We start from the raw sequence: 23,452 nt of genomic DNA, 5'->3' as shown, positions 1-23,452 counted from the left end.
CGATGACGACGGCCGCGATGCGAGCGACGGAACTGACGATTCACCGCGACACGGTGCGCGCGGAATGGGTCGACTACAACGGGCACCTGCGCGATGCGTTCTATCTGCTGATCTTCAGCTTCGCGACCGACGCGCTGCTCGACGCGATCGGCCTCGACGACGCGGCACGTCGCGCGCGCGGCCGCTCCGTCTACACGCTCGAAGCGCACGTCAACTATCTGCACGAGATCAAGGAAGGGGCGCGCGTGCGGATCGACGCGCGCGTGCTCGCGCACGACGCAAAGCGGCTGCATCTGTATCTCGAGATGTTCGCCGAAGGAATCGACGGCGCGGTGTCGGCGAGCGAGCAGATGCTGCTGCACGTCGACACGAGCGGGCCGAGGGCCGCGCCGTTCGACGCCGACGTCGCTGAGCGGATCGCGAATCTGCATGCGCGGCAGCGCGCGTATTGCGCGCCGGCCCATGCCGGACGCGTGATCGGCCTGCCCGCGCGCCGCTGACGCGGCACGGCCTGACGAATCGGCGCAGGCGCGCGATGCTGGAGCCGGCCATCGAGGCGTTCGTCGCGCGCGTCGCCGCGTGGTATCCGGACGACGCGGCGTCGCGGCCAATCGCCGAGCAGCGCGCGCTTTACGAGCGTTTCGCGGCGGCATGGACGCCCGCGCTGCCGGCGGACGTCGACGCATGCGATGCGCGTGCCGTCGCGCGGGACGGCCGCGAGATCCGCCTGCGGCGCTACCGGTCGCGGCGATCCGCTTCGTGCGGGACTGTGCTGTTCTTTCACGGCGGCGGCTTCGTCCTGGGTTCGCTCGACAGTCACGCGCTCGTGACGGCCCGAATCGCGGCGGACACGGGGCTCGACGTAATCGCCGCCGACTATCGACTCGCGCCCGAGCATCGCGCGCCGGCCGCGTTCGACGATTGTCTGGAGGTCGCCGCTGCGGCGCTCGACGGCCGGCTGCCGTTCGAATCGATCGCGCTGCCGCTTCGGCTCGCCGGCGACAGCGCGGGCGGCACGCTCGCGGCGTCGGTGGCGGCCGCGCTGCGCGACGGCGGGCGCATCGGGCATGGCGACGGCGGCGGAACGCATGGCGGCGTTTGCGCGGTTGCGCTCGTTTATCCGATGCTCGGCTTCGAGCCGCAATCGCCCGCGCGCGACACGCACGCGAATGCGCCGATGCTCACGCTCGCCGACGTCCGCGCGTATCGCCGCCACTACTGGGGCGATGCCGGGCCGCCGCCGGGCGCGCTGCCGCTCGACGCGCCGCGCTTCGACGGCTTGCCGCCCGTGCTGGCGATCGGCGCGGAGCACGATCCGTTGCGTGACGATGCGCGCGTCTATGTCGAACGCATTCGCTCGGCAGGCGGCGCCGCGCGATTCTGGCACGGCGGCGGGCTCGTTCACGGCTGCTGGCGAGCGCTCGACACGAGCGCGCAGGCGGCGCGGATGCATCGGACCGTGTGCGAGTTCCTCCTTGCGCCCGGTGGGTGACGCACGGTGCGCGAGCCGCTCGTGAGGCCCCCGGGCTGGAGACGCTTTGGAAGCGGCGCTTGCGGGATGCCTCGTTCGTTCGCGAGGGAAGGCGGCGCGCGATGCGAAGCGCCGGGCAAGACGAACGTGCGACGCACGTTCGCAAATCGGGGAACGTGCGGGAAGCCGATTCATGCGGGGCGGCGCGACAACGGCGCCGAAGGCGGGCATGCCGGCGTTTGATGCGGGCGCGGCATCCGGAGAGGCAAGAAACAAAAATCGATCCTTACATATTTTGTAAGGATCGATTTTTTCCATTCGTGGAGCCGCCGTAATGGCGGACTTGCGCCTCAGCCGAAAAAGCGCCCAGGCGCGAGGCGCCCAGGCTAAGCCGCTCCATGCGGAGCGGCGGAGGTTTAGGGGCCCGAATGGGGGGTGACGGCGAGTCGAAACGGCTGGCTCGCCATACGGATTTCAGGCTGCGCGGCCGGCGGATCGAGCCGGGCCGCGCGGCCTGCCTGCCGCGTTACTGACCGAAGTAGATCGACTCGCGCGGCGAGCGGGGCGCCGCTGCGACCGGCGCGCCCACATGCGCGACCGGCGCGGCTTGCGCACCGTAGCCGCTCGTGTCGGCTGCGCCTTGCACGCGCGCCTGGGCGGCCTGGATGTCTTCCGGATAGTACGGGCTCGACACGCCCGGGTGATAGCCGGCCTTCTCGAGCTGGACCAGTTCTGCGCGCACTTGCGCACGGGTCAGCGGCTGGCTGGATTGTGCGAACGCACCGAACGAAGCGCTCAGGGCGGAAGCGGCGACGACAGCGTAAACGAGCGATTTCATGAGAACCTCCGAATGTTTTATCGACTTCGCTTTCGACACCATGTCTTAAGCGATTGGTTACATCGTAGTCATCGGAGTCCTACGGGTAAACGCTCACTTTGGCGAAATATCTTTTCGAAAACTGAAAAAATCGCGAACGGCAAGCGGCGGGGCGTCGCGGCATGAAAAAAGGCCGCTCGACCGCCGCGCACGGCGGCGGACGAAGCGGCGAGCCTGGGCTTGGCGAAATGCTTCAGAGCGCGCGGAACGCCGCGTCGTGGCGCGACGCGCCGCGGCGCGAATCGGGCGGCGGCGTGTCGAGGTAGCGCACGCCGGTCAACTGTTCGGATTTTTCCCACAGGCGGGTGCTCATCCGCACGTCGCGCGCCAGGTGCGGGATGCGCGCGTCGGCGGGATAGCCGCGGGTCTCGCACAGACGGGCGGGGCCGATGTAGGCGCCGCCCTCGACGTCGGCCGCCGTCGCCGCATGGATCGCGGGCAGCGCGCCGACATCGGCCGGCTGCGCGACGAGCCGGTTCGACAGGCGCATCGCGAACAAGCCGAGCGACGAGTTCTCCATCGCCGGCCCCGTGAACTGCAGATTGGTGGCCGCATAGCCGGGGTGCGCGGAGACGCTCAGGATCGACAGCCCCGCGCGATCGAAGCGACGCTGCAGTTCGAGCGTGAACATCAGGTTCGCGAGCTTGCTGTCGCAATACGCGCGGTACTTGTTGTAGCCGCGCTCGGCGAGCATGTTGTCGAGGCGGATCTTGCCAAGCCGGTTGAAGCCGCTCGACATCGTCACGACGCGCGCGCGGTGCGACGCGCGCAACGCGGGCAGCAGCAGGCCCGTCAGCGCGAAATGGCCGAGATGGTTCGTGCCCATCTGCATTTCGAAGCCGTCGCGCGTGTGGCGCAGCGGCAGGAACATCACGCCCGCGTTGTTGCAGAGGATGTCGACGCGGCCGTGGCGATCGGCGACGGCGTCGGCGAAACGGCACACGGATGCGAGGTCGGCGAGATCGAGCGACGCGATTTCGATCCGGGCGCGCGGATAACGGGTGCGGATCGCATGCGCGGCCAGCTCGCCCTTTGCCGCATCCCGGCAGGCCATCACCACTTGCGCGCCCTTGGCGGCGAGCGTTTCCGCGATCTGCCAGCCGAGGCCGCTGTTGGCCCCCGTGACGACCGCGACTTTCCCGCCTTGCGGCGGCACGTATTGCGCGCTCCATGCATGCATCTTCGTCTCCATCGATGGCGCGCCGTCGGGCGGCGCGTTCACGAACCCGTCGCCTGCGCGGACGAGCTCTGGGGCGGTGCGATGGAGCGTCGGCGGTTGATGCCGTTCGCGCCCCGCAAATCGTTACATTGATTGATGTAACGGTAGTGGCGCGGCGCGACGAAGACAAGGAGCAGGCTAGAGATGGCGCTCTATAACAGACGGCGTCCTAGCCGGACGGCGTGGCGAGCGGCGTTACTTGCCGCTCGTGTGGCCGAGCACTTCTGCGGCGGAGATCATCGCGCCCGCGTTGGCAGGCGCCGGACGCTCGGCGGGGCGGAACACTTCGTCGCCGCGGTGGATCACCTGGCGCGACAGCGCGCAGGTGCCGGTGCGCTGCGCGAAGCGGCGGCGCCAGCGCTGCTCGCCGTAATGGCAGCGGCCGGGTTCGACCCAGCGGACGACGAGCAAGGTGTCGGAGCGTTCGAGGATTTCGACGTGAACGTCAGCGGGATCGAGCACAGGCTGGGATTTGGAGGACTTCATTTGGCCGTTTCCTAAAGCTCGTGCGGTATCGGCCTAGGCAGTTATTGCAACTGCTTTCCGTCGATTCCGTAGCGATTTCCATTAGAGGGTGCGCTAAATGTAAGCGCGCTCGCAAGGAAAAAACATCCTGTCTGGCTCAAATTACTTTTTGCCGATTTAGAAACAATCGATTTCCATTTGCGGGCAAAAGCGGAGTGCGGATTCGTTCCCTCGAGTGGTGCGCGAAGGGGGCGCCAAGAGCGCGAAACCGCGCCCGGAGCGTGCCGCGCGCGGCAGCGGCCCTTTTGCGCGCGGTCCCGCGCCACACGGGCATGTGGCGGCGGCGAGCGCGTTGTCACGATGTTTCGTTGCGTGTCAAGGTTGGCTGCTTCAATAAGGAGAGGCGTTCGATCGTTCGATCTCTTGTCGGTTGACCGCGGCGTCTTCACCTGCGTTTCGATTAATTCTGCGTTCGATTGGCCGCATCGACCGGCGTTGACGACATTCGTTGTGAGAATTGCAAAGCACTGTTCGTTCAACGTGCAATGATCTGCCGGTGGCGGCAGCGAGCCGGCCGTGGTCCTGAATGGCGCGATTATCGATGACAGGCTCGCCTGCCGTTTCGACGAACGAAGAAAATCGCCGGTGCGAAATGAAGAAAATCGTTTGCGCGCAATGAGGGCGAATCGCATTCGCGATTCGAGGCGGCGCGCCGGTCTTGCCCCGTCGCCGGCATGCTCGCCCGCCTCGAATCGGAGAATCAGAGAAACCGCTCCGCGCGAAACGGCGCGACATCGGCGACAGTCGGCTCGCCGCACATCATTTCCGCGAGCAGGCGCCCGGTCACGGGGCCGAGCGTGAGCCCGTGATGGTTGTGCCCGAACGCGAACCACATGCCGCGGTGTCGCGGCGCGGCGCCGATCACGGGGCGCATGTCCGGCGTGCACGGACGAAAGCCGAGCCACGGCGCCGGATCGAGCCTGCGGCCGAGCCTGAACGTCGGCTGCGCGACGCGTTCCGCGCGCGCGAGCTGCACGCCCGTTGGCGGCAGCGTGCGCGCGGCGATCTCGACGCCCGTCGTGAGCCGCAGCCCGCGGCGCATCGGCGCGACCACGTAGCCGTGCTCGAGATCGACGACGGGCGCGGTGAGCGGCGCGCCGTCGGGCGGCGCGTAGTGCATGTGGTAGCCGCGCTTCTCGCGTAGCGGAATCCGGTAGCCGAGCTTCGCGAACACCGTATCCGACCACGGGCCGAGCGCGACGACGATGTCGCGCGCCGCCGCGACGCCGTCGGCCGTGCGCACCCGCCAGCCGCCGCCGCTCGCTTCGACGGTCGCCGCATCGCCTTCGAGCAACGTGCCGCCGTCGCGCGCGAAGAGCCGCGCATACGCTTTGACGAGCGCGCCCGGATCGACGACGCTCTTCGGATCGAGCCAGTGCAGCGCGCCGCAGAAGCCCGGACCGAGCGCGGGCTCTTGCGCGGCGAGCGCGGCTGCGTCGAGCGTCGTCACGCGCAGCCCGTGCCGGCTCGCGTCGCGCAGGGCGTCGCGCGTTGCGCGTTCGAGGCTGGCCGGCGTCCGATAGGCCTCGATCCAGCCGCATGCGCGCACGAGCTCGCCCGCGCCGGCGCGCGCGATCAGCGCGTCGTGCTCGGCGACGCTGCGCTCGACGAGCGGCAGCATGTCGCGCGCGGCCGCCGCGTGGCGGCGCGGCGACGATTCCCACCAGAAGCGCGCGAGCCACGGCGCGAACGACGGTAGCGACGCGCGATCCCAATAGAGCCCGGTCGAGCGGTTCGCCGCGTAGCGCAGCAGTGCGAGCGGGCTGCGCGGAAACGCATAGGGCGCGACCGACGAGCGCTCGATGAGCCCGGCGTTGCCGAAGCTCGTGCCGTCGCCGGGCGCGCCGCGATCGACGAGCGCGACCCGGCGGCCGCGATCCTGCAAGTGCAGCGCCGCCGATACGCCGACGATGCCGGCGCCGAGAACGATGACGTCGAAATCCATGAAGCAAGCCTCAGTGAGGTGGTGCGCGAATGGCGGATGATATTCGCCGGACCGGGGCCGCGCGACGCACCAGGTGCAGACGTGCAAGGGCGGCCGGCCGGTTTCGCGGACGCATTATTTCACCGAAATTCCAAAACGCCTGCTATGACCCCGATGAAACTGCCGGCATACGCGCGTTTGCGCGCGCACCTTGCATGGCTGTCGCGCCGGCCCGGCCGGTTGGACGGTTGCACCTCGGCCCGGATATCGGGCTCCGCGCCGCCGTCGCGCGGCGCCCGGACGTGCGCGGCGCGCGTTGCGGTGCGCTGCAGCGTCGCGATAAATGCCCGTCGCGAAAGGGGAATTGCGCGGCGCGCTCGCGCGAAAGGCCGTTCGGCGAGCGGAACCGGGTGCGGTGCAACACGCGGGAAACCGGTGCAACCGCGTGTGCGTCAGGTCGCCCGGACTGCGTATTTTCCCTGATTCATCGGCCAATTGTGATCAGTCGGACGAAAAACGATCCTATAATTTCGGCTGCCTTGCCAACGGCTGTCGGCAGATCCGTCCGACGAGCGGTTAGGCAAGCGGGGCAGGCGAATCGCTTGCGCAATACAAGACGCATCACGTTGTCTTTCCGAACCAAGGTCTCTGTCGTGTTTTCGACGGCGGCTGACACTGCCGGGCCCCGCAAGCGCTGTTCCATCTGCAGGTCCGTCAATCCGTCTCGGGCGTGCTCCAAGTCGTTTCGTCCACGGGTGTTGTTCGATTGCGCAAGTCATGCCGCCTTGCCCGTATGACTAAACATAATCGAGGAGCTCCTGATGATGCTGTCCCGTCTTTCGTCCATTTCCCTTGCCGCGATGCTCGTGGCAGCCGGCGCCGCCGCCCATGCGGAAACCGTGAAGATCGCCATTGCCGGCCCGATGAGCGGCTCGGTCGCCCAGTACGGCGACATGGTCAAGGCCGGCGCGCTGACGGCGATCGAGCAGATCAACGCGGCAGGCGGCGCGGGTGGCAACAAATTCGACGTGGTGATGATGGACGACGCGTGCGAGCCGAAGCAGGCGGTCGCGGTCGCGAACAAGATCGTCAGCCAGAAGATCAAGTACGTGATCGGCCATGTGTGCTCGGGCTCGACGATTCCGGCGTCCGACATCTACGAGAACGAAGGCGTCGTGATGGTCACGCCGTCCGCGACCGCGCCGCAGCTCACCGAAGGCAAGAAGCGCAAGTTCGTGTTCCGCACGATCGGCCGCGACGACCAGCAGGGCCCGGCCGCCGCGCGATACATCATCAGCAAGGTCAAGCCGAAGAAGGTCGCGGTGCTGCACGACAAGCAGTCGTACGGCCAGGGCATCGCGTCGTCGGTGAAGAAGGATCTCGAAGCGGCGAAGATCCCCGTCGTGCTGTTCGAAGGCATCAACGCAGGCGATTCGGACTACTCGGCGATCATCACGAAGCTGAAGTCGCAGGGCGTCGACTTCGTCTACTTCGGCGGCTATCACCCGGAAATGGGCCTGCTGCTGCGCCAGGCGCGCGAGCAGGGCGTGAAGGCCGAGTTCATGGGGCCGGAAGGCGTCGGCAACAAGGACGTGACCGCGATCGCGGGCCCGGCGTCGGAAGGCATGCTCGTCACGCTGCCCGCCGACTTCAGCGCCGATCCGGCCAACGCGGCGCTCGTGAAGGCGTTCGCCGACAAGAAGCGCGATCCGAACGGCCCGTTCCAGATGCCCGCGTATTCGGCCGTGAAGATCATCGCCGATTCGATCGCGGGCGCGAAGTCGACCGATCCGGCGAAGGTTGCCGCATACATGCACCAGCACACCTTCGACACGCCGATCGGCAAGGTGTCGTACGACGCGCAGGGCGACCTGAAGGCGTTCAAGTTCGTCGTCTACAAGTGGCACAAGGACGCGACCAAGACGGCCGCCAACTAACCGGAGTATTTGCCCGCCCATCCGCCCCGCTGCACGTTCGAGCGGGGCGGATGCATTGGCCCGGCGCCGCCGCGCGAGCGGCGCTCGCGCGGCGCGGCGGGCGTGTCGAGATCGGACGCCCGTGCGCGGCGTGCGCCGCCGCTTTCACGGGCGGCGGCGCACGCATGCGCCGGCGCGAACGGGAGCTTCCCGCATGAATGAATTCCTTCCTCAATTCGCCCAGCAACTGGTCAACGGCCTCACGCTGGGCGCGATCTATGCGCTGATCGCGATCGGCTATTCGATGGTCTACGGGATCATCGGCATGATCAACTTCGCTCACGGCGAGATCTACATGATCGGCGCGTACGTCGGGCTCGTCACGCTGACCGCGATCGGCACGTCGGCGGGCTATCCGCTGCCGCTCGTGCTCGGCGCGGCGCTCGTCGTGTCGGTGCTCGTTACCGGGCTCTACGGGTTCGCGGTCGAGCGCGTCGCGTACCGGCCGCTGCGCGGCGGGCCGCGGCTCGTGCCGCTCATCTCCGCGATCGGCATGTCGATCTTTCTGCAGAACTACGTGCAGATCGGTCAGGGCGCGCGCGACATGTCGGTGCCCGTGCTGATTTCCGGCGCGTTCGACATCCACCTCGGCGGCGACTTCGACGTGACGGTGCCGTACGCGCGCCTCCTGATCGTCTGCGTGACGATCGCGCTGATGATCGCGCTCACGCTGTTCATCTCGCATTCGCGGATGGGCCGCGCGTGCCGCGCGTGCGCGGAGGACATGCGCATGGCGAACCTGCTCGGCATCGACACGAACCGCGTGATCTCGTTCACGTTCGTGCTGGGCGCGATGCTCGCCGCGGTGGGCGGCGTGCTGATCGGGCTCACGATCGGCAAGCTCAATCCGTACATCGGCTTCGTCGCGGGCATCAAGGCGTTCACGGCCGCGGTGCTGGGCGGCATCGGCAGCATTCCCGGCGCGATGCTGGGCGGCGTGCTGCTCGGCCTCGCCGAGACCTTCGCGTCCGGCTACATGCCCGCCGAGTACAAGGACGTGGTGGCCTTCGGCCTCCTCGTGCTGATCCTGCTGTTCCGTCCGACGGGCCTGCTCGGCAAGTCGGACATCGAAAAGGTGTGAGGCCGCCCATGAATCAAGCGATGACTTCCGTTCGCACGACGGCCGGCGCGCCGGCCGTCCAGTCGCTCAAGCACGCGGTGACGGCCGCCGTGCTGACCGCGATCCTCACGGTGCCGATCCTCGGCCTTCAGTTGAAGCTCGACGGCTATCAGGTCGTGCTCGAGGCGCACTGGCGGCCGGTCTGGATCGCCGTTGCCGCCGTGTTCCTGTTTCAGCTCTTCAAGCCGGCGCTGCTGCGCGCGAAGGCGGCCGTGCGCGTGCCCGCGGCAGCGCCGCTCGGCGCGCGCCAGCAGCGCGCGATCGTCTGGGCGCTCGTCGCGTTCGGCTTCGTGTGGCCGTTCTTCGGCTCGCGCGGCGCGGTCGACATCGCGACGCTCGCGCTCATCTACGTGATTCTCGGCCTCGGCCTGAACATCGTCGTGGGCTTCGCGGGCCTGCTCGATCTCGGCTACGTCGGCTTCTACGCGGTCGGCGGCTATACGTACGCGCTGCTCAACCAGTACTTCGGCCTCACGTTCTGGGAATGCCTGCCGCTCGCGGCGCTGGCTTCGGCGACGTTCGGCTTTCTGCTCGGCTTCCCGGTGCTGCGGCTGCGCGGCGATTATCTCGCGATCGTCACGCTCGGCTTCGGCGAGATCATCCGCCTGCTCGCGAACAACCTGACGAGCATCACGGGCGGCCCGGACGGCATCTCCAGCATTCCGAAGCCGACCGTGTTCGGCTTCGAGATGGCGCGCAGCGCGAGCGTCGAGGGTGCGAAGACGTTTCACGAGCTGATCGGGCTCGAGTACAGCGGCGAGCACGTCGTGATCTTCCTGTACCTGATCGCGCTCGTGCTCGTCTGCTTCACGCTGTTCGTGACGAGCCGGCTGATCCGGATGCCGATGGGGCGCGCGTGGGAGGCGCTGCGCGACGACGAGATCGCGTGCCGCTCGCTCGGCCTGAATCCGACGCGCATCAAGCTGTCGGCGTTCACGCTCGGCGCGTCGTTCGCCGGCATCGGCGGCGCGTTCTTCGCGGCGCGCCAGGGGCTCGTGAATCCCGAGTCGTTCACGTTCATCGAATCCGCGCTGATTCTCGCGATCGTCGTGCTGGGCGGGATGGGCTCGCAGCTCGGCGTGATTCTCGCGGCGATCCTGCTGACCCTGCTGCCCGAGCTCGCGCGAGGCTTCGCCGAATACCGGATGCTGATATTCGGTCTCGTGATGGTGTTGATGATGATGTGGCGTCCGCAGGGCCTGCTGCCCGCGAGCCGTCCCCACGTGGAGCTGCCGCAATGAGCGCGACGACGGAAATGTTGAAGGTGTCCGCGCTGCAGATGCGCTTCGGCGGCCTGCTCGCGGTGGACGGAATCGATTTCGACGTGCGTCGCGACGAGGTGTTCGCGATCATCGGCCCGAACGGCGCGGGCAAGACGACGGTGTTCAACTGCATCGGCGGGTTCTATCGGCCGACGGCGGGCAGCGTCGTGCTCGACGGCCATTCGATCGGCGGCCTGACGAGCCATCTCGTCGCGCGCAAGGGGCTCGTGCGCACGTTCCAGAACATTCGGCTCTTCAAGTCGCTGACCGTCGTCGAGAACCTGCTCGTCGCGCAGCATCGGCAAGTGAAATCGGGACTCCTGCATGGCCTCTTCGCGACGCCCGCGTATCGGCGCGCGGAGCGCGAGGCGCTCGAGCGCGCGGCGACGTGGCTCGAGCGGATGAACCTGACAGCGGTCGCGAACCGGCCCGCGGGCACGCTCTCGTACGGCCATCAGCGCCGCGTCGAGATCGCGCGCTGCATGATCACGAACCCGCGCCTGCTGATGCTCGACGAGCCTGCGGCGGGCCTCAATCCGCAGGAGAAGGTCGAGCTGCAGCAACTGATCGACCGGCTGCGCCGCGAGTTCGGCATTTCGGTGCTGTTGATCGAGCACGACATGAGTCTCGTGATGGGCGTCTCGGATCGCATTCTGGTGATGGAGCACGGCCGGCCGATCACGATCGGCAAGCCCGACGAAGTGCGCAACGATCCGCGTGTGATCAAGGCCTATCTGGGAGAGGAGTGATGCTGAAGCTGGAGAAGGTCCACACGCATTACGGCGCGATCGAGGCGCTGTCGGGCGTGTCGATCGAAGTGAGGAAGGGCGAGATCGTCACGCTGATCGGCAGCAACGGAGCAGGCAAGACGACGCTGATGATGACCGTGTGCGGCACGCCGCGCGCGTCGAGCGGGCGCGTGCTGTTCGAAGGCGGCGACATCACCGCGATGCCGACGCACGAGATCATGCGCCAGGGGCTGGCGATCTCGCCGGAAGGGCGCCGCGTGTTTCCGAGCCTGACCGTGCTCGAGAACCTGAAGATGGGCGGCTTCTTCGCGAACCGCCATGAGATCGACGACGGCGTCGAGCACGTGTATCGGCTGTTTCCGCGGCTCAAGGAGCGCTCCGCGCAGCGCGCGGGCACGATGTCGGGCGGCGAGCAGCAGATGCTCGCGATCGGCCGCGCGCTGATGAGCCGGCCGCGCCTGCTGCTGCTCGACGAACCGACGCTCGGCCTCGCGCCGCTCGTGATCGCGCAGATCTTCGACATCATCCGCACGATCCGCGACGAGGGCGTGACGGTGTTCCTCGTCGAGCAGAACGCGCACAAGGCGCTGCAGGTCGCCGATCGTGGCTATGTGCTCGAGACCGGGCGCGTCGTGCTCGCCGATACCGGCGCGAACCTGCTCGAAAACGACCGGATCAGGGCCGCGTATCTCGGCGGGTAGGATGGCGGTTATCGCGGGCTTGACGTCCGTGAAAACCGTAAAGCGGGCGAACGCGCGTCTGTGAAAATCACAATATCGCGCGTTCGTCCGCATTCGCGAATTCATGCGAGTGTGCTTCAGGCTACATATCCGGAAATTCGCCTTGCTTCATGCAATCGGTGTATTCGTTTTAAATCGCTGCATCTTATCGGTATGCGAGTGGGGCGGCCGATTTCGCGTTTTCTGGAATCGATTGGCGCGTCCGGCATGACCGGGCGGATCCGTCGCCGACGTCATTCGGATTCCTTTGCGATGCGCTCGTCGCGTCCAGGAAAATTCCCGGGCGACTTGTCGAAACAATCGACATTTCAATACACATTGGTCGCGACAATATCGATAAGCGACTGAGAAAAATGCTCACGGCAATCAATCCGCTTTATTCCCCGAAAGGTTTACTTTTACAAAAAAATCACTATGATTCCCGGGGCGTAATGACTTTGTCGGCTCGATCAAGCTGCTAAGGAATACGAATCGAGCTGCCAAGGTTCACAGTGGGATCGCTGCGGCCGTGTTCGTCGGCGAGGCCGCATCGGGCCGCAGCCGGTCCTGTCCGTCGAAACGATGACGTTCACCGATGAGGGAGGCGTTTTCATGGGCCCGATGGTCTGGCGTAGTGCATCCGATTCGATCATGCGTCTGTTGGCTGTGCCGCTGATCGCGGCAGGCCTGTCCGGCGCCGCGCTCGCGGCGCCCGTCGATGTGCCGGACTTGCAGCATGCAGTCCGGCAGGCTTTCTCCGCGCGGCTCGGCAAGCAAGGGCCGGTCGCGCCCGACGTGCGTGGCGACATGATCGAGTCGATCAAGTCGGAGCCGGATGCCGGCTGGGTGCTCGGCACGATCACGCAGGTCGTTTCGAACGACACGCCCGCCTATCCCGTCACGAAGCTCTTCGTCGCGCAGCGCGCGAAGGAGGGATGGGTCGTCGGTATCGAAGGCACCGATGCGTTTTACGCGCTCGCCGCCGCGGCGCCGGCGACGCTGCTTGCCGACGACGAGCGCGCGCACCTCAACGCGGGGCGTGCGCCGTCCGCGCCGCAGCGGAAGGCCGCGCCCGCGCAGACGGGGCTCGCGCTGCCGTGGCAGCAGGGCACCGCGTGGTACTGGACGGGCGGCGCGCACGGCTGGAGCGGCGACAGCCGTCCGTTCAACTCGCTCGATTTCTCCGGCGGCAACGGCCAGGTGCTCGCCGCCCGCGACGGCACGCTCTACAAGAGCTGCGAGCGCAACGGCAGCGCGATCGTCAAGGTCGTTCACGACAACGGCTATACGACCACGTATTACCACATGGTCCAACTGACGCAAGCGGGCAGCGGCACGCGCGTGCGTGAGGGCCAATACCTCGGGCGGGTCGGCAACGGGCTGCCGTGCGGCGGGCAGACGACCGGGCCGCACGTGCATTTTTCGTTGAGTCAGGGCGGCAGTGACGTGCCGGTGAACGGCAAGACGATCGGCGGCTGGCAATTCTTCGAAGGGAGCAACGCGTATTCGGGCTATGCGATCCGCAATCAGCGGCGCGTGTCCGTGCAGGCGTCGCTCACCAACTACGGCGCCGACGACAGCGGCGGGCCGACCGAGCCGTCGCCGCCCGTGAAGGCGACCGTGCAGTCGCCGGGGCCCGTGAATCTGCGCAGCGCGCCGTCGCTGTCCGCGTCGGTCGTCGGCACGGTGTCGAACGGCGCGGCGGTGCAGCTCGCCTGCTATGCATACGGCGACACGGTGCAGGGCAACTGGGGCGCGACGCGGCTCTGGTATCGGCTCGACTCGAATCGATGGGTATCGGACGGATTCGTCTATACGGGGAGCAACGATCCGGTCGTGTCGGCATGCGGCAATTGACGGCGTCGACGTGATCGTTGGCGGCCTGGTCGGGGCGGATCGGGCTGGTGGGCAGGCCGGGCCACGCGCTGCCCGGTCTTCTTTCGCTTCCCGCTGCTTGCGCGATTGGCGGCCCGACGCGTATCGCTCGCGGGCCATGTTCGCGCGAATCAGTGCGTGGTGAAAGGAATCGGCGCGACCGTGCGCAGATTGCCGACAGCGTCGCGCGCCTCGATCGCCGCCTGCATTCCCGACAGCTTGAGACTCGTCTCCCGATACTCGCGCGCCGGCTCCGACTCGGCGACGATCCCGCAGCCGGCGAACAGCCGGCAAGCGCCTGCCGAGACCAGCGCCGAGCGCAGCGCGACGACGAAGTCGCCGTTGCCGTGCGCGTCGATCCAGCCGACCGGGCCGGCATACCAGCCGCGATCGAAGCCCTCGTGCGCGCGAATGCGTTCGAGCGCGGCGGCGCGAGGGTGGCCGGCGACGGCGGGCGTCGGATGCAGCGCCGCGACGATTCGCAGCAGCGTCGCGTGCCCGTGCAGCGTCGCGGCGTTCGGCGTGCTCGCGGCGGGCGCGTGCTATGTGCCCGTCGACCTCGCGCAGCCGCCGGCGCGCCGCGCGCTGATCGAGCAGGCGGCGGGCATCTGGTCGAACGTGCAGACGGCCGATGCGGTGCCGCCGCACTGGCGCTCGATTCCATACGGCCGGCCGCTGCCGGGGCAGGCGTATCGCGTGGTCGACGACGCCGGCCGCGATGCGCCGGACCACGTCGCGGGCGAGCTGCTGATCGGCGGCGCGAGCCTCGTGCGCGGCTACCGGAACGATCCGGCGCTGACCACGGAGCGCTTCGTCGAATCCGATGCGGGCCGCTGGTATCGCACGGGCGATCGCGGCCGCTATTGGCCGGACGGCACGCTGGAGTTTCTCGGCCGCGCGGATCGGCAGGTGAAGTGCGCGGTCATCGGACCGAGCTCGGTGAGATCGAGGCCGCGCTGAGCGCGCATCCGCGGGTGGACGGCGCGTGCGCGAGCGTCGTGAAGGGCGTCATGAAGGGTGCCGTCGCGCGCCGCCGCCGCGCGCGCGGCGCGGACACGCGTGCGATCGTCGCGCGCGTCCGCTCATTCGGCGTCCGGCACCTCGATGACGAGATCGGATTGCGCGATCGCGACGCACGGCAGGATGTAGCCTTCGGCCTTTTCTTCGGCGCTCACGCCGGGCCATTCGATCCGATATGCGACCGAGCCTTCGCGCAGGCGGCACAGGCAGGTCCGGCACGTGCCGTTGCGGCACGAGCGCGGCAGCGACACACCGGCGAAGCCCGCGGCTTCGAGCAGCGACAGCGATTCGGGCGCGTCGAAGCCGGTGCCGAGCGGCTCGACCCGCACCCAGTGCGAACGTTCTTCGGTCATGCGATCGTGTACGGCGACGCGGCGTCGTGGTCAGTGAAGCCGCAAGGATACCCGATGCGGTCGAGCGTTTCGGCGGGCTGCGGTTCGTCCGGCGCGGTAAGGCGCGACGTCGCGCGTCGCGCCCGCCGGCCGTCGATGGCCGACGGCTGGGCGATTGATGATCGGCGCCGTCCGTTGCCGCTCGCGGCTGGCGGTGGCGACCGACGACGGTTGCTTGTCGGTGATCAGTGGCCAGTGGCTGGCGATCAGCGATCAGCCGTCAGCGGCCGATAGTCGGTGACAGTCGGCAGTGGATAGCCGATAGTCGCCAACCGCCCGCAGCAATCACGCCTCCGGCCGCCGTCTACGCAGATGCCGATAAACGGTGTTGCGCGCGAGTCCGAGCTCTCGCGCGGCCGCCGACACGTTGCCGCGATGCCGGCCGAGCGCGCCGTCGATCAACGCGGCCTGATGGTCCTGCAGTGTCGCGGCGGCGGTGGGGACGGCCGCCGTCGTATCGGCCGCCGCCGCCGTCGCGGCCGTTGCCGCGCCAGCCGCGTCGGCGTCCGTGCGCGTTGCCGCCGCGTCCCGCGCGTGCGCCGGGCAATCGAGCCAGAAATCGTCAGGCAGATGCTCGACGTCGATCTGCGCTTCGCCTTCGGCGAGCATCCCCGCCGTGCGCAGCACGTTCGTCATTTGACGCAGATTGCCCGGCCACCGGCAGCGCGCGAACGCGGCGAGCACCGCCGCCGACACCGCGCCCGGCATCGGCTCGCCGCGCGCGAGCCGCGCGAGCACGCGGGCGACGAGCGTCTCGAGATCCGAGCGCTCGGCAAGCGGCGGCAGCGTGACCGCCAGGCCGTTGATCCGGTAGAACAGATCCTCGCGGAACGTGCCGGCCGCGATCATCGCGCGCAGATCGCGGTGCGTCGCGCAGACGATCCGCACGTCCACCGGCACCGCGCGCGCGCCGCCGAGCGGCATCACCGCACGCTCCTGCAGCACGCGCATCAGCCGGACCTGCTGCGCGAGCGGCATGTCGCCGATTTCGTCGAGAAACAGCGTGCCGCCATCCGCCTGCGCGATCTTGCCGGGGCTGCCGCGCTTGCGCGCGCCGGTGAACGCGCCGTCCTCGTAGCCGAACAGCTCCGCTTCGATCAGCGAATCGGGCAGCGCCGCGCAGTTGACCGCGACGAACGGGCCGTCGCGGCGCGGCGACGCGTGGTGCAGCGCCCGCGCGAGCCACTCCTTGCCGGTGCCGGTCTCGCCGAGCACGAGCACCGGCAGGTCGCGGCCGCGCACCTTGCCGACACGCTGCAATACGGCGGTCATCCGCGCGTCGCCCGTGTCGAGCGTCGCGAACGTGATCGCGTCGGGATTCTCGTCGCGCGCCGCTTCGGCGGTGCGCGGCAGCGCGGCGCGCGCCGTGACCGGCACGGCCGTGCGCTGCGCATCCGCGAATTCGCAGCGCGCCCGCACGCGCACGCCGGTGCCGAGCGTCAGCATGATGCACGCGAGCGGCTCGCGCGCCGCATGCTGCGCGAGCTTCGCGAAAGACAGGCCGAACAGTTCGTCGCAACCGCGTTGTTGCAGTGCGTTGAGCGTCGCGCCGAGCTGGAATTGCGCGCTGCGGTTCGCCGCGATCAGCGCGCCGCTCGGGCTGAACGCGACAAGGCCCGCGAACAGCGAGTCGACGAATTCGTCGTGCGCGTGAAATCGCACGCGCAGCGTGTCCGCGCATTGGTTCGCGAACAGATGGTTTTCGATCAGTTGCGCGGACATCTTGACGAGCGCGAGCGTATGCGGGCTGAAGCCGCGCGGATCGCCGCTCACGTCGAGCGCGCCGAGGATGCGGCCGAACGGATCGACGATCGGCGCGCACGAGCAGGTGAGCACGTGGTTCGCGCGCAGGAAGTGCTCGGCGCCGTGCACGGCGAGCGCCTGGCCCGCGATCAGCGCGGTGCCGATCGCATTCGTGCCGCGCGCGTCCTCCGCCCACGACACGCCGGGGCAGAGCGCGACCCGGTTCGCCTTTTCGACGAAATCGGCGTCGCCGATGCTGTGCAGGACCACGCCGTCGCGATCGGTCAGCAGCACGAGGCTTTGCGTGTCGGCGATCTGCGTGTGCAGCGTGTCCATCACCGGACGCGCGTGCGTGTACAGCGATTGGCTGCCGTCGATCAGCTCGCGCAGCGCGATGCGCGACAGCGGCGAGAAATCGGGCAGCTCGGACGCGCGCAGGCCGACCGACAGCGAGCGGGCATGCGCTTGCGCGAGCAGATCGACGCGGCTCGCCGCGGCGGGCAGCACGGAAGATTGCGGCATGACTTGTCTCCAGGAGGCCCGCCGGCGGAGTGCGTTCTCCGCTCGACCGGCGCAGCGGTTGACGTGGCGGCGCGGGCACGTCCCATCATACAAGCGCCGCGCGCGATGCGCGACCGCCAATCGAATTTCCCTTGCTTTTGGGCGCCGGCCTGCAATGATGGAAACAAGGCGCGCACGCGCCGCGCCTCGCCGGGAACCGGTGCGGAAATCATCCACGGTCCCCGCAATTCAGCATGCGCCGCGACATGCATCCGTTCGGGGAGAAATCATGGTTCGGACGGAACTGAGAGTGGTGGTGGCCGCGATCGCGACGTTCGTCATGCTGGCCGGCATCGCCGTGGCGATCCACGGATTGTTGTTCGACCAGGATGCCGCGCTGCGGTATGGCGCGGCGGCAATCGCGCTCGGCGTGACGACCTGCGCGGTCGCGCTCAACGTCTGGCCGAAGGACGAAAAGAAGTGACGAAGTGACCGGCGCTCGGCCGGCGACGCGGTCGCTGGCGCGGCCGCCGCCGTGTTCGCCGCATCGCGGGGTCTGATCGGGGCGCGCGCCTGGAGCGGAGCAGGCGCATCCGGACGCGTGGGAGACACGTGTCGCAGACGCGGCGACGCGCGGGCCGCCTCCGGTCGAAGCGCGCGACGGAAAGCGCAGCGGGCCATCGCCCGCCGTGTTCGCAACTGCCCGAACGCGGCGCTTCGCCGTCGGGTTCGGCGTGCGATTCTCACGACGATTCGTCGTCCGATTTTCGGCGCAGAGTCAAGCCGATCTGTTGTCAATAGCCAGAAGAATGCGCCAGTGCATGCGCGCGCGCAGGGTTTTTTGACGAAATCTTGTGTCGTGCCGGAAAGCGACTAAAGTGAAGTCAACCGGAGCATCCGGCGGGCGCGAGGCGCCCGCCGCACGGCATCCTCTCCGGTCAGCCCGCACGTTTCCGGCCAGCGAACGCTTCCGGCGACGCGCGGTTTCCTGCATTCTCGAGCTACGGCAAAGGCGGTTCCGATGCAGATCCAGTTCACGAACGATGCGCCCGAATATTCGGGACGCGAATTGACGCTCGCGTTCATGGCGATGGTCGACGGCGAGCCGGTTCAATGCCATATCACCGCCGAGGCGCTCGAGGACCATTTCGGGGCCGCTTCGCCGCGCTTCGAGGACATGGTGGGCGCATTCGACACGCACCGGCTCCGCATCGAGGCCGCCGCGCGGCGCCTGCTGTCGGAGACTCGCGCGCAGTGCGTGGTGCTCAGAAGCGGGTACGTCAGGTTTTACGAGGCGAACGGGCGCTAGGGTCCATTTGATATGGAACGCGCCGACGCCGCGAACGAGCGCTGCCCGGGGGTAGCGCTCGTTTTTTTGGGTTCATCGCAGAAAACCGTGGAGCCTTGTAGGGCGATTGCGTAACCTGACGCCTGACTTTATGGAGGTCGGGAGGAAGAATTGCTCGATCGCAAGGCACTTCAGGCACTGGGTTGCTGGACAGGCTATCGGCTGGAGCGGGTGGAGTGGCCGCAGGGCGATAGCCGCGCGCCGCGCCGCTTATTCCGCGCCGAGGTAGAAGTAGCGGAACAGGAAGATCGCCGCGATGATCCAGACGACGGGCTTCACCCGCTTCGCATGGCCCGTCAGCAGCTTGAGGCCGCCGTACGCGATGAAGCCGAACGCAACGCCGTTCGCGATCGAGTACGTGAACGGCATCAGCAGCGCGGTGAGCGCGGCGGGTACGGCCTCCGTCGCGTCGTCCCACGACACGTCGACCATGTCGCGCAGCATCAGGCATGACACGTAGAGCAGCGCCGGCGCGGTTGCGTAGCCGGGCACGACGCCCGCGAGCGGCGCGATGAACAGGCACGCGATGAACAGCACGGCGACCGTGATCGCGGTCACGCCGGTGCGCCCGCCCGCCTGCACGCCGGATGCGCTCTCGATGTACGCGGTCGTCGACGACGTGCCGAGCAGCGAGCCCGCGACGATCGCGCTGCTGTCGGCGAGGAGCGCCTTGTTCAGCCGATGCATCTTGCCCTCGACGAGGAGCCCCGCGCGGTTCGCGACGCCCATCAGCGTGCCCGTCGCGTCGAACAGCTCGACGAGGAAGAACACGAGGATCACGTTGAGGATGCCTGTCGACAGCGCGGCGCCGATGTCGAGCTTGAACAGCGTCGCGTCGATCGACGGCGGCGCCGAGAAGATGCCGTGAAACTGATTGCCGCCGAAGAAGAACGACAGGATCGTCACGCCGATGATGCCGATCAGGATCGCGCCGCGCACGCGCAGGTAGTCGAGCGTGACGATCGCGAAGAAGCCGACGATCGCGAGGATCGTCGTCGGCTTGTGCAGGTCGCCGAGCGTGACGAGCGTCGCCGGGCTGCCGACGATCACGCCCGCCGTCTTCAGCGAGATGATCCCGAGAAAGAGGCCGATGCCCGCGGTGATCGCGATGCGCAGCGATTTGGGAATGCCGTTGACGATCACTTCGCGCACGCGCAACAGCGTGACGAGCAGGAACAGGCACCCGGAGATGAAGACGGCGCCAAGCGCCGCCTGCCACGTGAAGCCCATGCCCTTGACGACGGTGTATGCGAAGTACGCGTTCAGGCCCATGCCTGGCGCGCACGCGATCGGATAGTTTGCGTACAGGCCCATGATGAGCGAGGCGAGCGCGGCGACGAGGCAGGTCGCCACGAAGACGGATTCCTTCGGCATGCCCGCGTCGCCGAGGATCGCCGGGTTGACGAAGATGATGTAGGCCATCGTCAGGAATGTGGTGACGCCCGCGAGTATTTCGGTGCGCAAGTCGGTTCCGGCTTCCGCGAAGCCGAAATACCGTTTGATCGATTCCATGTGGGCGATTCTCCGGTCGAGTAGTCGTGTTGCTGAATGCTTTGTGCGTTGTATTGCCGCGCGAGGCGGACGTACTGTAACCAGCCACTATTGGGCGGCTATCGGCGGATTGTAATAGCGGACATAGACCGGACGATATATTTGCGGCGAAACGCCGGTGACCCGGCTGCGCCGTCCGCGGGCTCCGTTTGGTAGGCGTCGGGCGCGCCACGCCGGCGCGCGTTTGCCCGAGGATCGTTAAAATGGACGCTTGCCGGCAGCGCCCGCGAACGGGCGTCGTCGATGCTCGCGCCGGCGTGTCGCCCTTCACGAACTGGGGAGTACAGCTTGACCTCGATCGCTCGAACGGATCAACGCGTCGTGCCGGCGCGCGGCGAACCGGAAGCCGGCGTCGGCCATCCCGCATGGATGCCCGTCGCGCTCGCCGAGCAGGGCGTGCGGCGCTTCGGTCGCGGCGAAAGCAATCCGCGCATCGTCGAGTACAACGGCTGCACGAATCTCGTCGGCTATGACGACAAGGTCTCGTGGTGCTCGTCGTTCATCAACTGGTGTTTCTCGCGTGTCGGGATACCGGGAACGGGCTCCGCGCTCGCGCGATCGTGGCTCGAATGGGGGCGCGCGCTGAGCGAGCCGGCGTACGGATGCGTCGTCGTGCTGATGCGCGATCGTCCGACGAGCTGGAAAGGGCACGTTGGTTTTTATCTGCGGCACGACGAAGCGCACGTGTATCTGTTCGGCGGCAATCAGCGCGGCGCGGTGCGCGAGCATGCGTATGCGCGTTCGCGGCTGCTCGCGTATCGTTGGCCGGACGAATGCGGACCCGGCTGACTCGCTGAACGCGGTTCGCCGATGAACGATGCGCGCGACTCATGCGATGGCGCGCCGGCGACGCGCGCGGCTCGATCGCACAAACGCGCAACGCTGCGATCGTTCGGCGTGCGGAACGTAATCGCTTCGAAAGTAACGGCGTAATGTGCGTTCGCGCGCGTCGTGACGGTGCGACGCCCCATCGTCGTGCACGCAGCGGCGATTCCGAGCGCGAACGTAGCGTGCAGGCGAAACCTGCGGCCGCCTTGCCGGACGCGCGCGATTTCATGCGGATTGCACGGAAAGCAAGTTCGGCGGCTCGATGCCCGCATGATGTCGGCGCGGATCGCATGAAAAGAAAAAATGCATCGGCATAGGCGAAACGTTTTGCGGCCGCGCGCGCCGCCGCGCAGTCGCCATCCGGAAATTCCGTCAATTCCGCCGACATATGCGTTGATTTTAGAGATAGGCGTTCCTATTCATATAGGGAACAATATTTTTCTTTTTTATCAATGGGATATTGTTGTTTCGGGAAGTGTTGCAATAACGCCGGCAGTGTAAAAGAATGCAATTCGTCATCGCATTAACGCAATTTTCTCACTAGGATGGAGACAATGCTCGCGTCGGATGTCGTCAGGTGTCGTCGGGGATCAGGGAGCGTGCGCGAGCGTCGACGCATTTCGCAGTGGAAGCTGAAGGTGAGTGCTGGGGCGGGGCCTTGCAGGGTGTGGACGCCCCACGCGATTTCATCCGTCAATACGGAGGCAAGCATGTTGAACTGGATCAGCCGATGGGCGTTGCGTCACGCCCCCACTCCCGAGAAGAGCGCCGCGTCGATGCTCGTGACCGCGCGGATGGAATTGTTCACCGCCGAGCAGCGCGTGATCGACGCGAAATTGCAGGCCGACTACTGGCGCGCGCGCGTGTCGTTTCTCGAAGAGGTGCAGAAGCAGGGCATCGATCCGTGGGTGAGCGCGCAAACGCAAAAGACCGACGACGCGCCGGCGGCAGCCGTGCGCGGTGCGGCCGGTCCGCGTCTCGCGGCGAGCACGTGACGCGTCGCACGGACAGCTCGCGGCGCGCGGCGGATGCCGCGCCGCCGCGATACTTGCCGCGCGCGCGTTGCCGCGCGCTTCCTCGTCATTCCGGCTGCGCCGTTCATCGTTCGGGCGCTGTCGCTCAATCCATGCGTTGCGTGCGCCGGTTCGTTCGGAGAATGCGCCGAACCGATGCGCGCGTTGCGCGCCTGCCTGATCCGATCTCCGCTTCTTTATGCCCATCACCACCTCCTATACGGAAGTGTTGCGACGATCGGTGGAATTCGCCGTGCATCGCCGCGCGCGAAAAAGCATGGCGACGGACACCCGACGATGCGCGTTGCCGATTGCCGCATCGAGCCGACGCGGCACGTGCGCATGCCCGCCCGCACCGCGCTTCATCGCGGACGCGGGCTCGTCAGATCCGCGGCGACGTCGAGCAGCCCGCTGACCATGCCGCCGATCCAGCCGCGCCGGCGCACGTACGCGGTCGTCAGCGAGACCTCGGCGGCGGACGGCCCGTCGGCGCTGAGCCAGATGCGTTCGCCGCGCGGCACGTGCAGCACGTCGCCCGGCTTCAGCCAGTAATCGTCGACGCTGAACGAGCGCGTGAGCCAGACGCGCGAACTCAGCACGCGGATTTCGGTGTGGCTGCGCGCAAGCCACGTCATCATCGCGCGCGGCTCGAGCGCGAAGTGCAGCGTCATGCGCGGCAACTGGATCGCGTCGTACCCATCGTGCCGCGTCGCATCGGGACGAAACAACAACCGGCTTGCCTGGTCCATCGTCTTCTCCTGAATAGAGCCGGCGGAAGGAGCGCAGCGCAATGAAAAAGGCCCCAACCGTTACCGGCGGGGGCCTCTTCGACATCCGATGTTGCGGATAGCTAACGCGCGAGTGCCCCCGGTGATGCGCCACAACGGGCGTTCACTGGCGGGTGGGCAACTACTGCGGCGATGAGCATGCGCGTATCCATGCCGATGAGTTTCGTCATCCTTCGTTGGCTTGTCAACGAAAATCTTGTGACAAACGCAGCGCACGGCGGGGAGGGAGCGATACGGACGACGAAATACCTCGTCGGCAACAGGCGACCGCGTGCGCGATGACGCGAATTCGACGGGCAGGCGGCGCGTCGAATTCGCCGCACGTGGATCGATTGGCTGCGCGCGCGTCGACCCGGCGATTCAGCGTATCGCACCCCGCAGCAGCGTCGTGCCCGCCGACAACATCACGAGGTCGAGCATGAGGTGACGCAGCGGACAATCGGCGTCGTTCAGCCGGCTGCAGAACGATTTCAATAAGGAATCCGGAACGCAGACCGCGAGACCGACGCCGGCGTCGGTCAGTATGCCGATCAGATCTTCCGTGTTCATGG

The 23,452-nt window shown here is 67.4% G+C and carries 21 protein-coding genes and 3 pseudogenes; 13 read left to right on the top strand and 11 right to left on the bottom strand.

The window, feature by feature from the left end; translation table 11 throughout:
* The first annotated feature begins 2 nt into the window (after nucleotides 1-2).
* On the top strand, nucleotides 3-500 hold the full coding sequence (locus WS92_RS11545; RefSeq protein WP_015603221.1) for a thioesterase family protein: 498 nt from the start codon (nucleotides 3-5) through the stop codon (nucleotides 498-500).
* Between the two features lie 35 nt (nucleotides 501-535).
* Nucleotides 536-1,492, top strand: a complete 957-nt coding sequence (locus WS92_RS11540) for an alpha/beta hydrolase (RefSeq protein WP_059931674.1) — start codon at nucleotides 536-538, stop codon at nucleotides 1,490-1,492.
* 505 nt (nucleotides 1,493-1,997) lie between these two features.
* On the opposite strand, the gene WS92_RS11535 is transcribed toward WS92_RS11540, so the two are convergent.
* The 5 genes from WS92_RS11535 to WS92_RS11520 all read right to left on the bottom strand — a co-directional run bounded on the left by WS92_RS11535 (nucleotide 1,998) and on the right by WS92_RS11520 (nucleotide 6,037).
* Entirely contained in the window at nucleotides 1,998-2,309 is a 312-nt protein-coding gene (locus tag WS92_RS11535) for a DUF4148 domain-containing protein (protein ID WP_015602999.1), read from the bottom strand.
* A 232-nt stretch (nucleotides 2,310-2,541) separates the two neighbouring features.
* Nucleotides 2,542-3,528 carry an oxidoreductase gene (locus WS92_RS11530; RefSeq protein ID WP_059931676.1) on the bottom strand — a complete coding sequence of 329 codons (987 nt, stop codon included), beginning with the start codon at nucleotides 3,526-3,528 and terminating at the stop codon, nucleotides 2,542-2,544.
* Between the two features lie 234 nt (nucleotides 3,529-3,762).
* Nucleotides 3,763-4,053, bottom strand: coding sequence for a DUF3331 domain-containing protein (locus WS92_RS11525; RefSeq protein WP_015603862.1), 291 nt, complete (start codon nucleotides 4,051-4,053; stop codon nucleotides 3,763-3,765).
* A 41-nt stretch (nucleotides 4,054-4,094) separates the two neighbouring features.
* Nucleotides 4,095-4,724, bottom strand: a complete 630-nt coding sequence (locus tag WS92_RS35750) for a hypothetical protein (protein ID WP_156442993.1) — start codon at nucleotides 4,722-4,724, stop codon at nucleotides 4,095-4,097.
* 68 nt (nucleotides 4,725-4,792) lie between these two features.
* The gene (locus WS92_RS11520) at nucleotides 4,793-6,037 is read right to left on the bottom strand and encodes an NAD(P)/FAD-dependent oxidoreductase (RefSeq protein ID WP_006027749.1); all 1,245 of its coding nucleotides are present in this window, start codon (nucleotides 6,035-6,037) and stop codon (nucleotides 4,793-4,795) included.
* 800 nt (nucleotides 6,038-6,837) lie between these two features.
* Here WS92_RS11520 and WS92_RS11515 point away from each other — a divergent pair.
* The 6 genes from WS92_RS11515 (at nucleotide 6,838) to WS92_RS11490 (ending at nucleotide 13,699) form a co-directional block, all read left to right on the top strand.
* Entirely contained in the window at nucleotides 6,838-7,953 is a 1,116-nt protein-coding gene (locus WS92_RS11515; RefSeq protein ID WP_006027748.1) for a branched-chain amino acid ABC transporter substrate-binding protein, read from the top strand.
* A 193-nt stretch (nucleotides 7,954-8,146) separates the two neighbouring features.
* Complete coding sequence (livH, locus tag WS92_RS11510) at nucleotides 8,147-9,073, top strand: high-affinity branched-chain amino acid ABC transporter permease LivH (RefSeq protein ID WP_006027747.1); 927 nt, start codon at nucleotides 8,147-8,149, stop codon at nucleotides 9,071-9,073.
* An 8-nt stretch (nucleotides 9,074-9,081) separates the two neighbouring features.
* The gene (locus WS92_RS11505; RefSeq protein WP_009916163.1) at nucleotides 9,082-10,353 is read left to right on the top strand and encodes a high-affinity branched-chain amino acid ABC transporter permease LivM; all 1,272 of its coding nucleotides are present in this window, start codon (nucleotides 9,082-9,084) and stop codon (nucleotides 10,351-10,353) included.
* A complete protein-coding gene (livG, locus tag WS92_RS11500; RefSeq protein WP_041862049.1) occupies nucleotides 10,350-11,123 on the top strand; it encodes a high-affinity branched-chain amino acid ABC transporter ATP-binding protein LivG in 774 nt (257 codons plus the stop codon). Before WS92_RS11505 ends, livG begins: the two co-directional genes overlap by 4 nt.
* Entirely contained in the window at nucleotides 11,123-11,824 is a 702-nt protein-coding gene (locus WS92_RS11495; RefSeq protein WP_006027744.1) for an ABC transporter ATP-binding protein, read from the top strand. The genes livG and WS92_RS11495 overlap by 1 nt, the downstream gene beginning before the upstream one ends.
* A 600-nt stretch (nucleotides 11,825-12,424) precedes the next feature.
* Nucleotides 12,425-13,699 carry a peptidoglycan DD-metalloendopeptidase family protein gene (locus WS92_RS11490; protein WP_231755923.1) on the top strand — a complete coding sequence of 425 codons (1,275 nt, stop codon included), beginning with the start codon at nucleotides 12,425-12,427 and terminating at the stop codon, nucleotides 13,697-13,699.
* A gap of 149 nt (nucleotides 13,700-13,848) precedes the next feature.
* Here WS92_RS11490 and WS92_RS31915 read toward each other — a convergent pair.
* A pseudogene (locus WS92_RS31915) lies at nucleotides 13,849-14,244 on the bottom strand (chorismate-binding protein); the annotation flags it as partial.
* Nucleotides 14,245-14,317: 73 nt separating this feature from the next.
* Between WS92_RS31915 and WS92_RS31910 the strand changes: the two are divergent.
* Nucleotides 14,318-14,796 (top strand): annotated as a pseudogene (locus WS92_RS31910) (AMP-binding protein); the annotation flags it as partial.
* A gap of 3 nt (nucleotides 14,797-14,799) precedes the next feature.
* Here WS92_RS31910 and WS92_RS11480 read toward each other — a convergent pair.
* Entirely contained in the window at nucleotides 14,800-15,090 is a 291-nt protein-coding gene (locus WS92_RS11480) for a 2Fe-2S iron-sulfur cluster-binding protein (protein ID WP_015604086.1), read from the bottom strand.
* A gap of 324 nt (nucleotides 15,091-15,414) precedes the next feature.
* Nucleotides 15,415-17,394, bottom strand: a complete 1,980-nt coding sequence (locus tag WS92_RS11475; RefSeq protein WP_059931608.1) for a sigma-54-dependent Fis family transcriptional regulator — start codon at nucleotides 17,392-17,394, stop codon at nucleotides 15,415-15,417.
* 268 nt (nucleotides 17,395-17,662) lie between these two features.
* Between WS92_RS11475 and WS92_RS11470 the strand changes: the two genes are divergently transcribed.
* Both WS92_RS11470 and WS92_RS11465 read left to right on the top strand, forming a co-directional pair.
* The gene (locus WS92_RS11470; RefSeq protein WP_015604119.1) at nucleotides 17,663-17,857 is read left to right on the top strand and encodes a DUF2964 domain-containing protein; all 195 of its coding nucleotides are present in this window, start codon (nucleotides 17,663-17,665) and stop codon (nucleotides 17,855-17,857) included.
* A 537-nt stretch (nucleotides 17,858-18,394) separates the two neighbouring features.
* On the top strand, nucleotides 18,395-18,682 hold the full coding sequence (locus WS92_RS11465) for a DUF1488 family protein (RefSeq protein ID WP_006027738.1): 288 nt from the start codon (nucleotides 18,395-18,397) through the stop codon (nucleotides 18,680-18,682).
* A 249-nt stretch (nucleotides 18,683-18,931) separates the two neighbouring features.
* Here the strand turns inward: WS92_RS11465 and WS92_RS11460 are convergent, their stop codons facing one another.
* Nucleotides 18,932-20,233, bottom strand: a complete 1,302-nt coding sequence (locus tag WS92_RS11460; protein ID WP_006027736.1) for an NCS2 family permease — start codon at nucleotides 20,231-20,233, stop codon at nucleotides 18,932-18,934.
* Nucleotides 20,234-20,560: 327 nt separating this feature from the next.
* On the opposite strand from WS92_RS11460, the gene WS92_RS11455 reads away from it, so the two are divergent.
* The gene (locus WS92_RS11455) at nucleotides 20,561-21,061 is read left to right on the top strand and encodes an NlpC/P60 family protein (protein WP_009914527.1); all 501 of its coding nucleotides are present in this window, start codon (nucleotides 20,561-20,563) and stop codon (nucleotides 21,059-21,061) included.
* 749 nt (nucleotides 21,062-21,810) lie between these two features.
* Nucleotides 21,811-22,095, top strand: coding sequence for a hypothetical protein (locus tag WS92_RS11450; RefSeq protein ID WP_006027734.1), 285 nt, complete (start codon nucleotides 21,811-21,813; stop codon nucleotides 22,093-22,095).
* Between the two features lie 380 nt (nucleotides 22,096-22,475).
* Here WS92_RS11450 and WS92_RS11445 read toward each other — a convergent pair whose 3' ends face one another.
* Both WS92_RS11445 and WS92_RS11440 read right to left on the bottom strand, forming a co-directional pair.
* Nucleotides 22,476-22,862: a DUF2917 domain-containing protein gene (locus WS92_RS11445; RefSeq protein ID WP_006027733.1), complete on the bottom strand. Its 387-nt coding sequence runs from the start codon at nucleotides 22,860-22,862 to the stop codon at nucleotides 22,476-22,478.
* A 456-nt stretch (nucleotides 22,863-23,318) separates the two neighbouring features.
* Nucleotides 23,319-23,450 (bottom strand): annotated as a pseudogene (locus tag WS92_RS11440) (thiamine pyrophosphate-binding protein); the annotation flags it as partial.
* Nucleotides 23,451-23,452: the final 2 nt, after the last annotated feature.

It is taken from the genome of Burkholderia sp. MSMB1588 (assembly GCF_001546925.1).
GTDB lineage: Bacteria > Pseudomonadota > Gammaproteobacteria > Burkholderiales > Burkholderiaceae > Burkholderia > Burkholderia humptydooensis.
The sequence above is the reverse complement of the archived record's forward strand: the minus strand, read 5'-3'. Positions and strand labels throughout refer to the sequence as shown.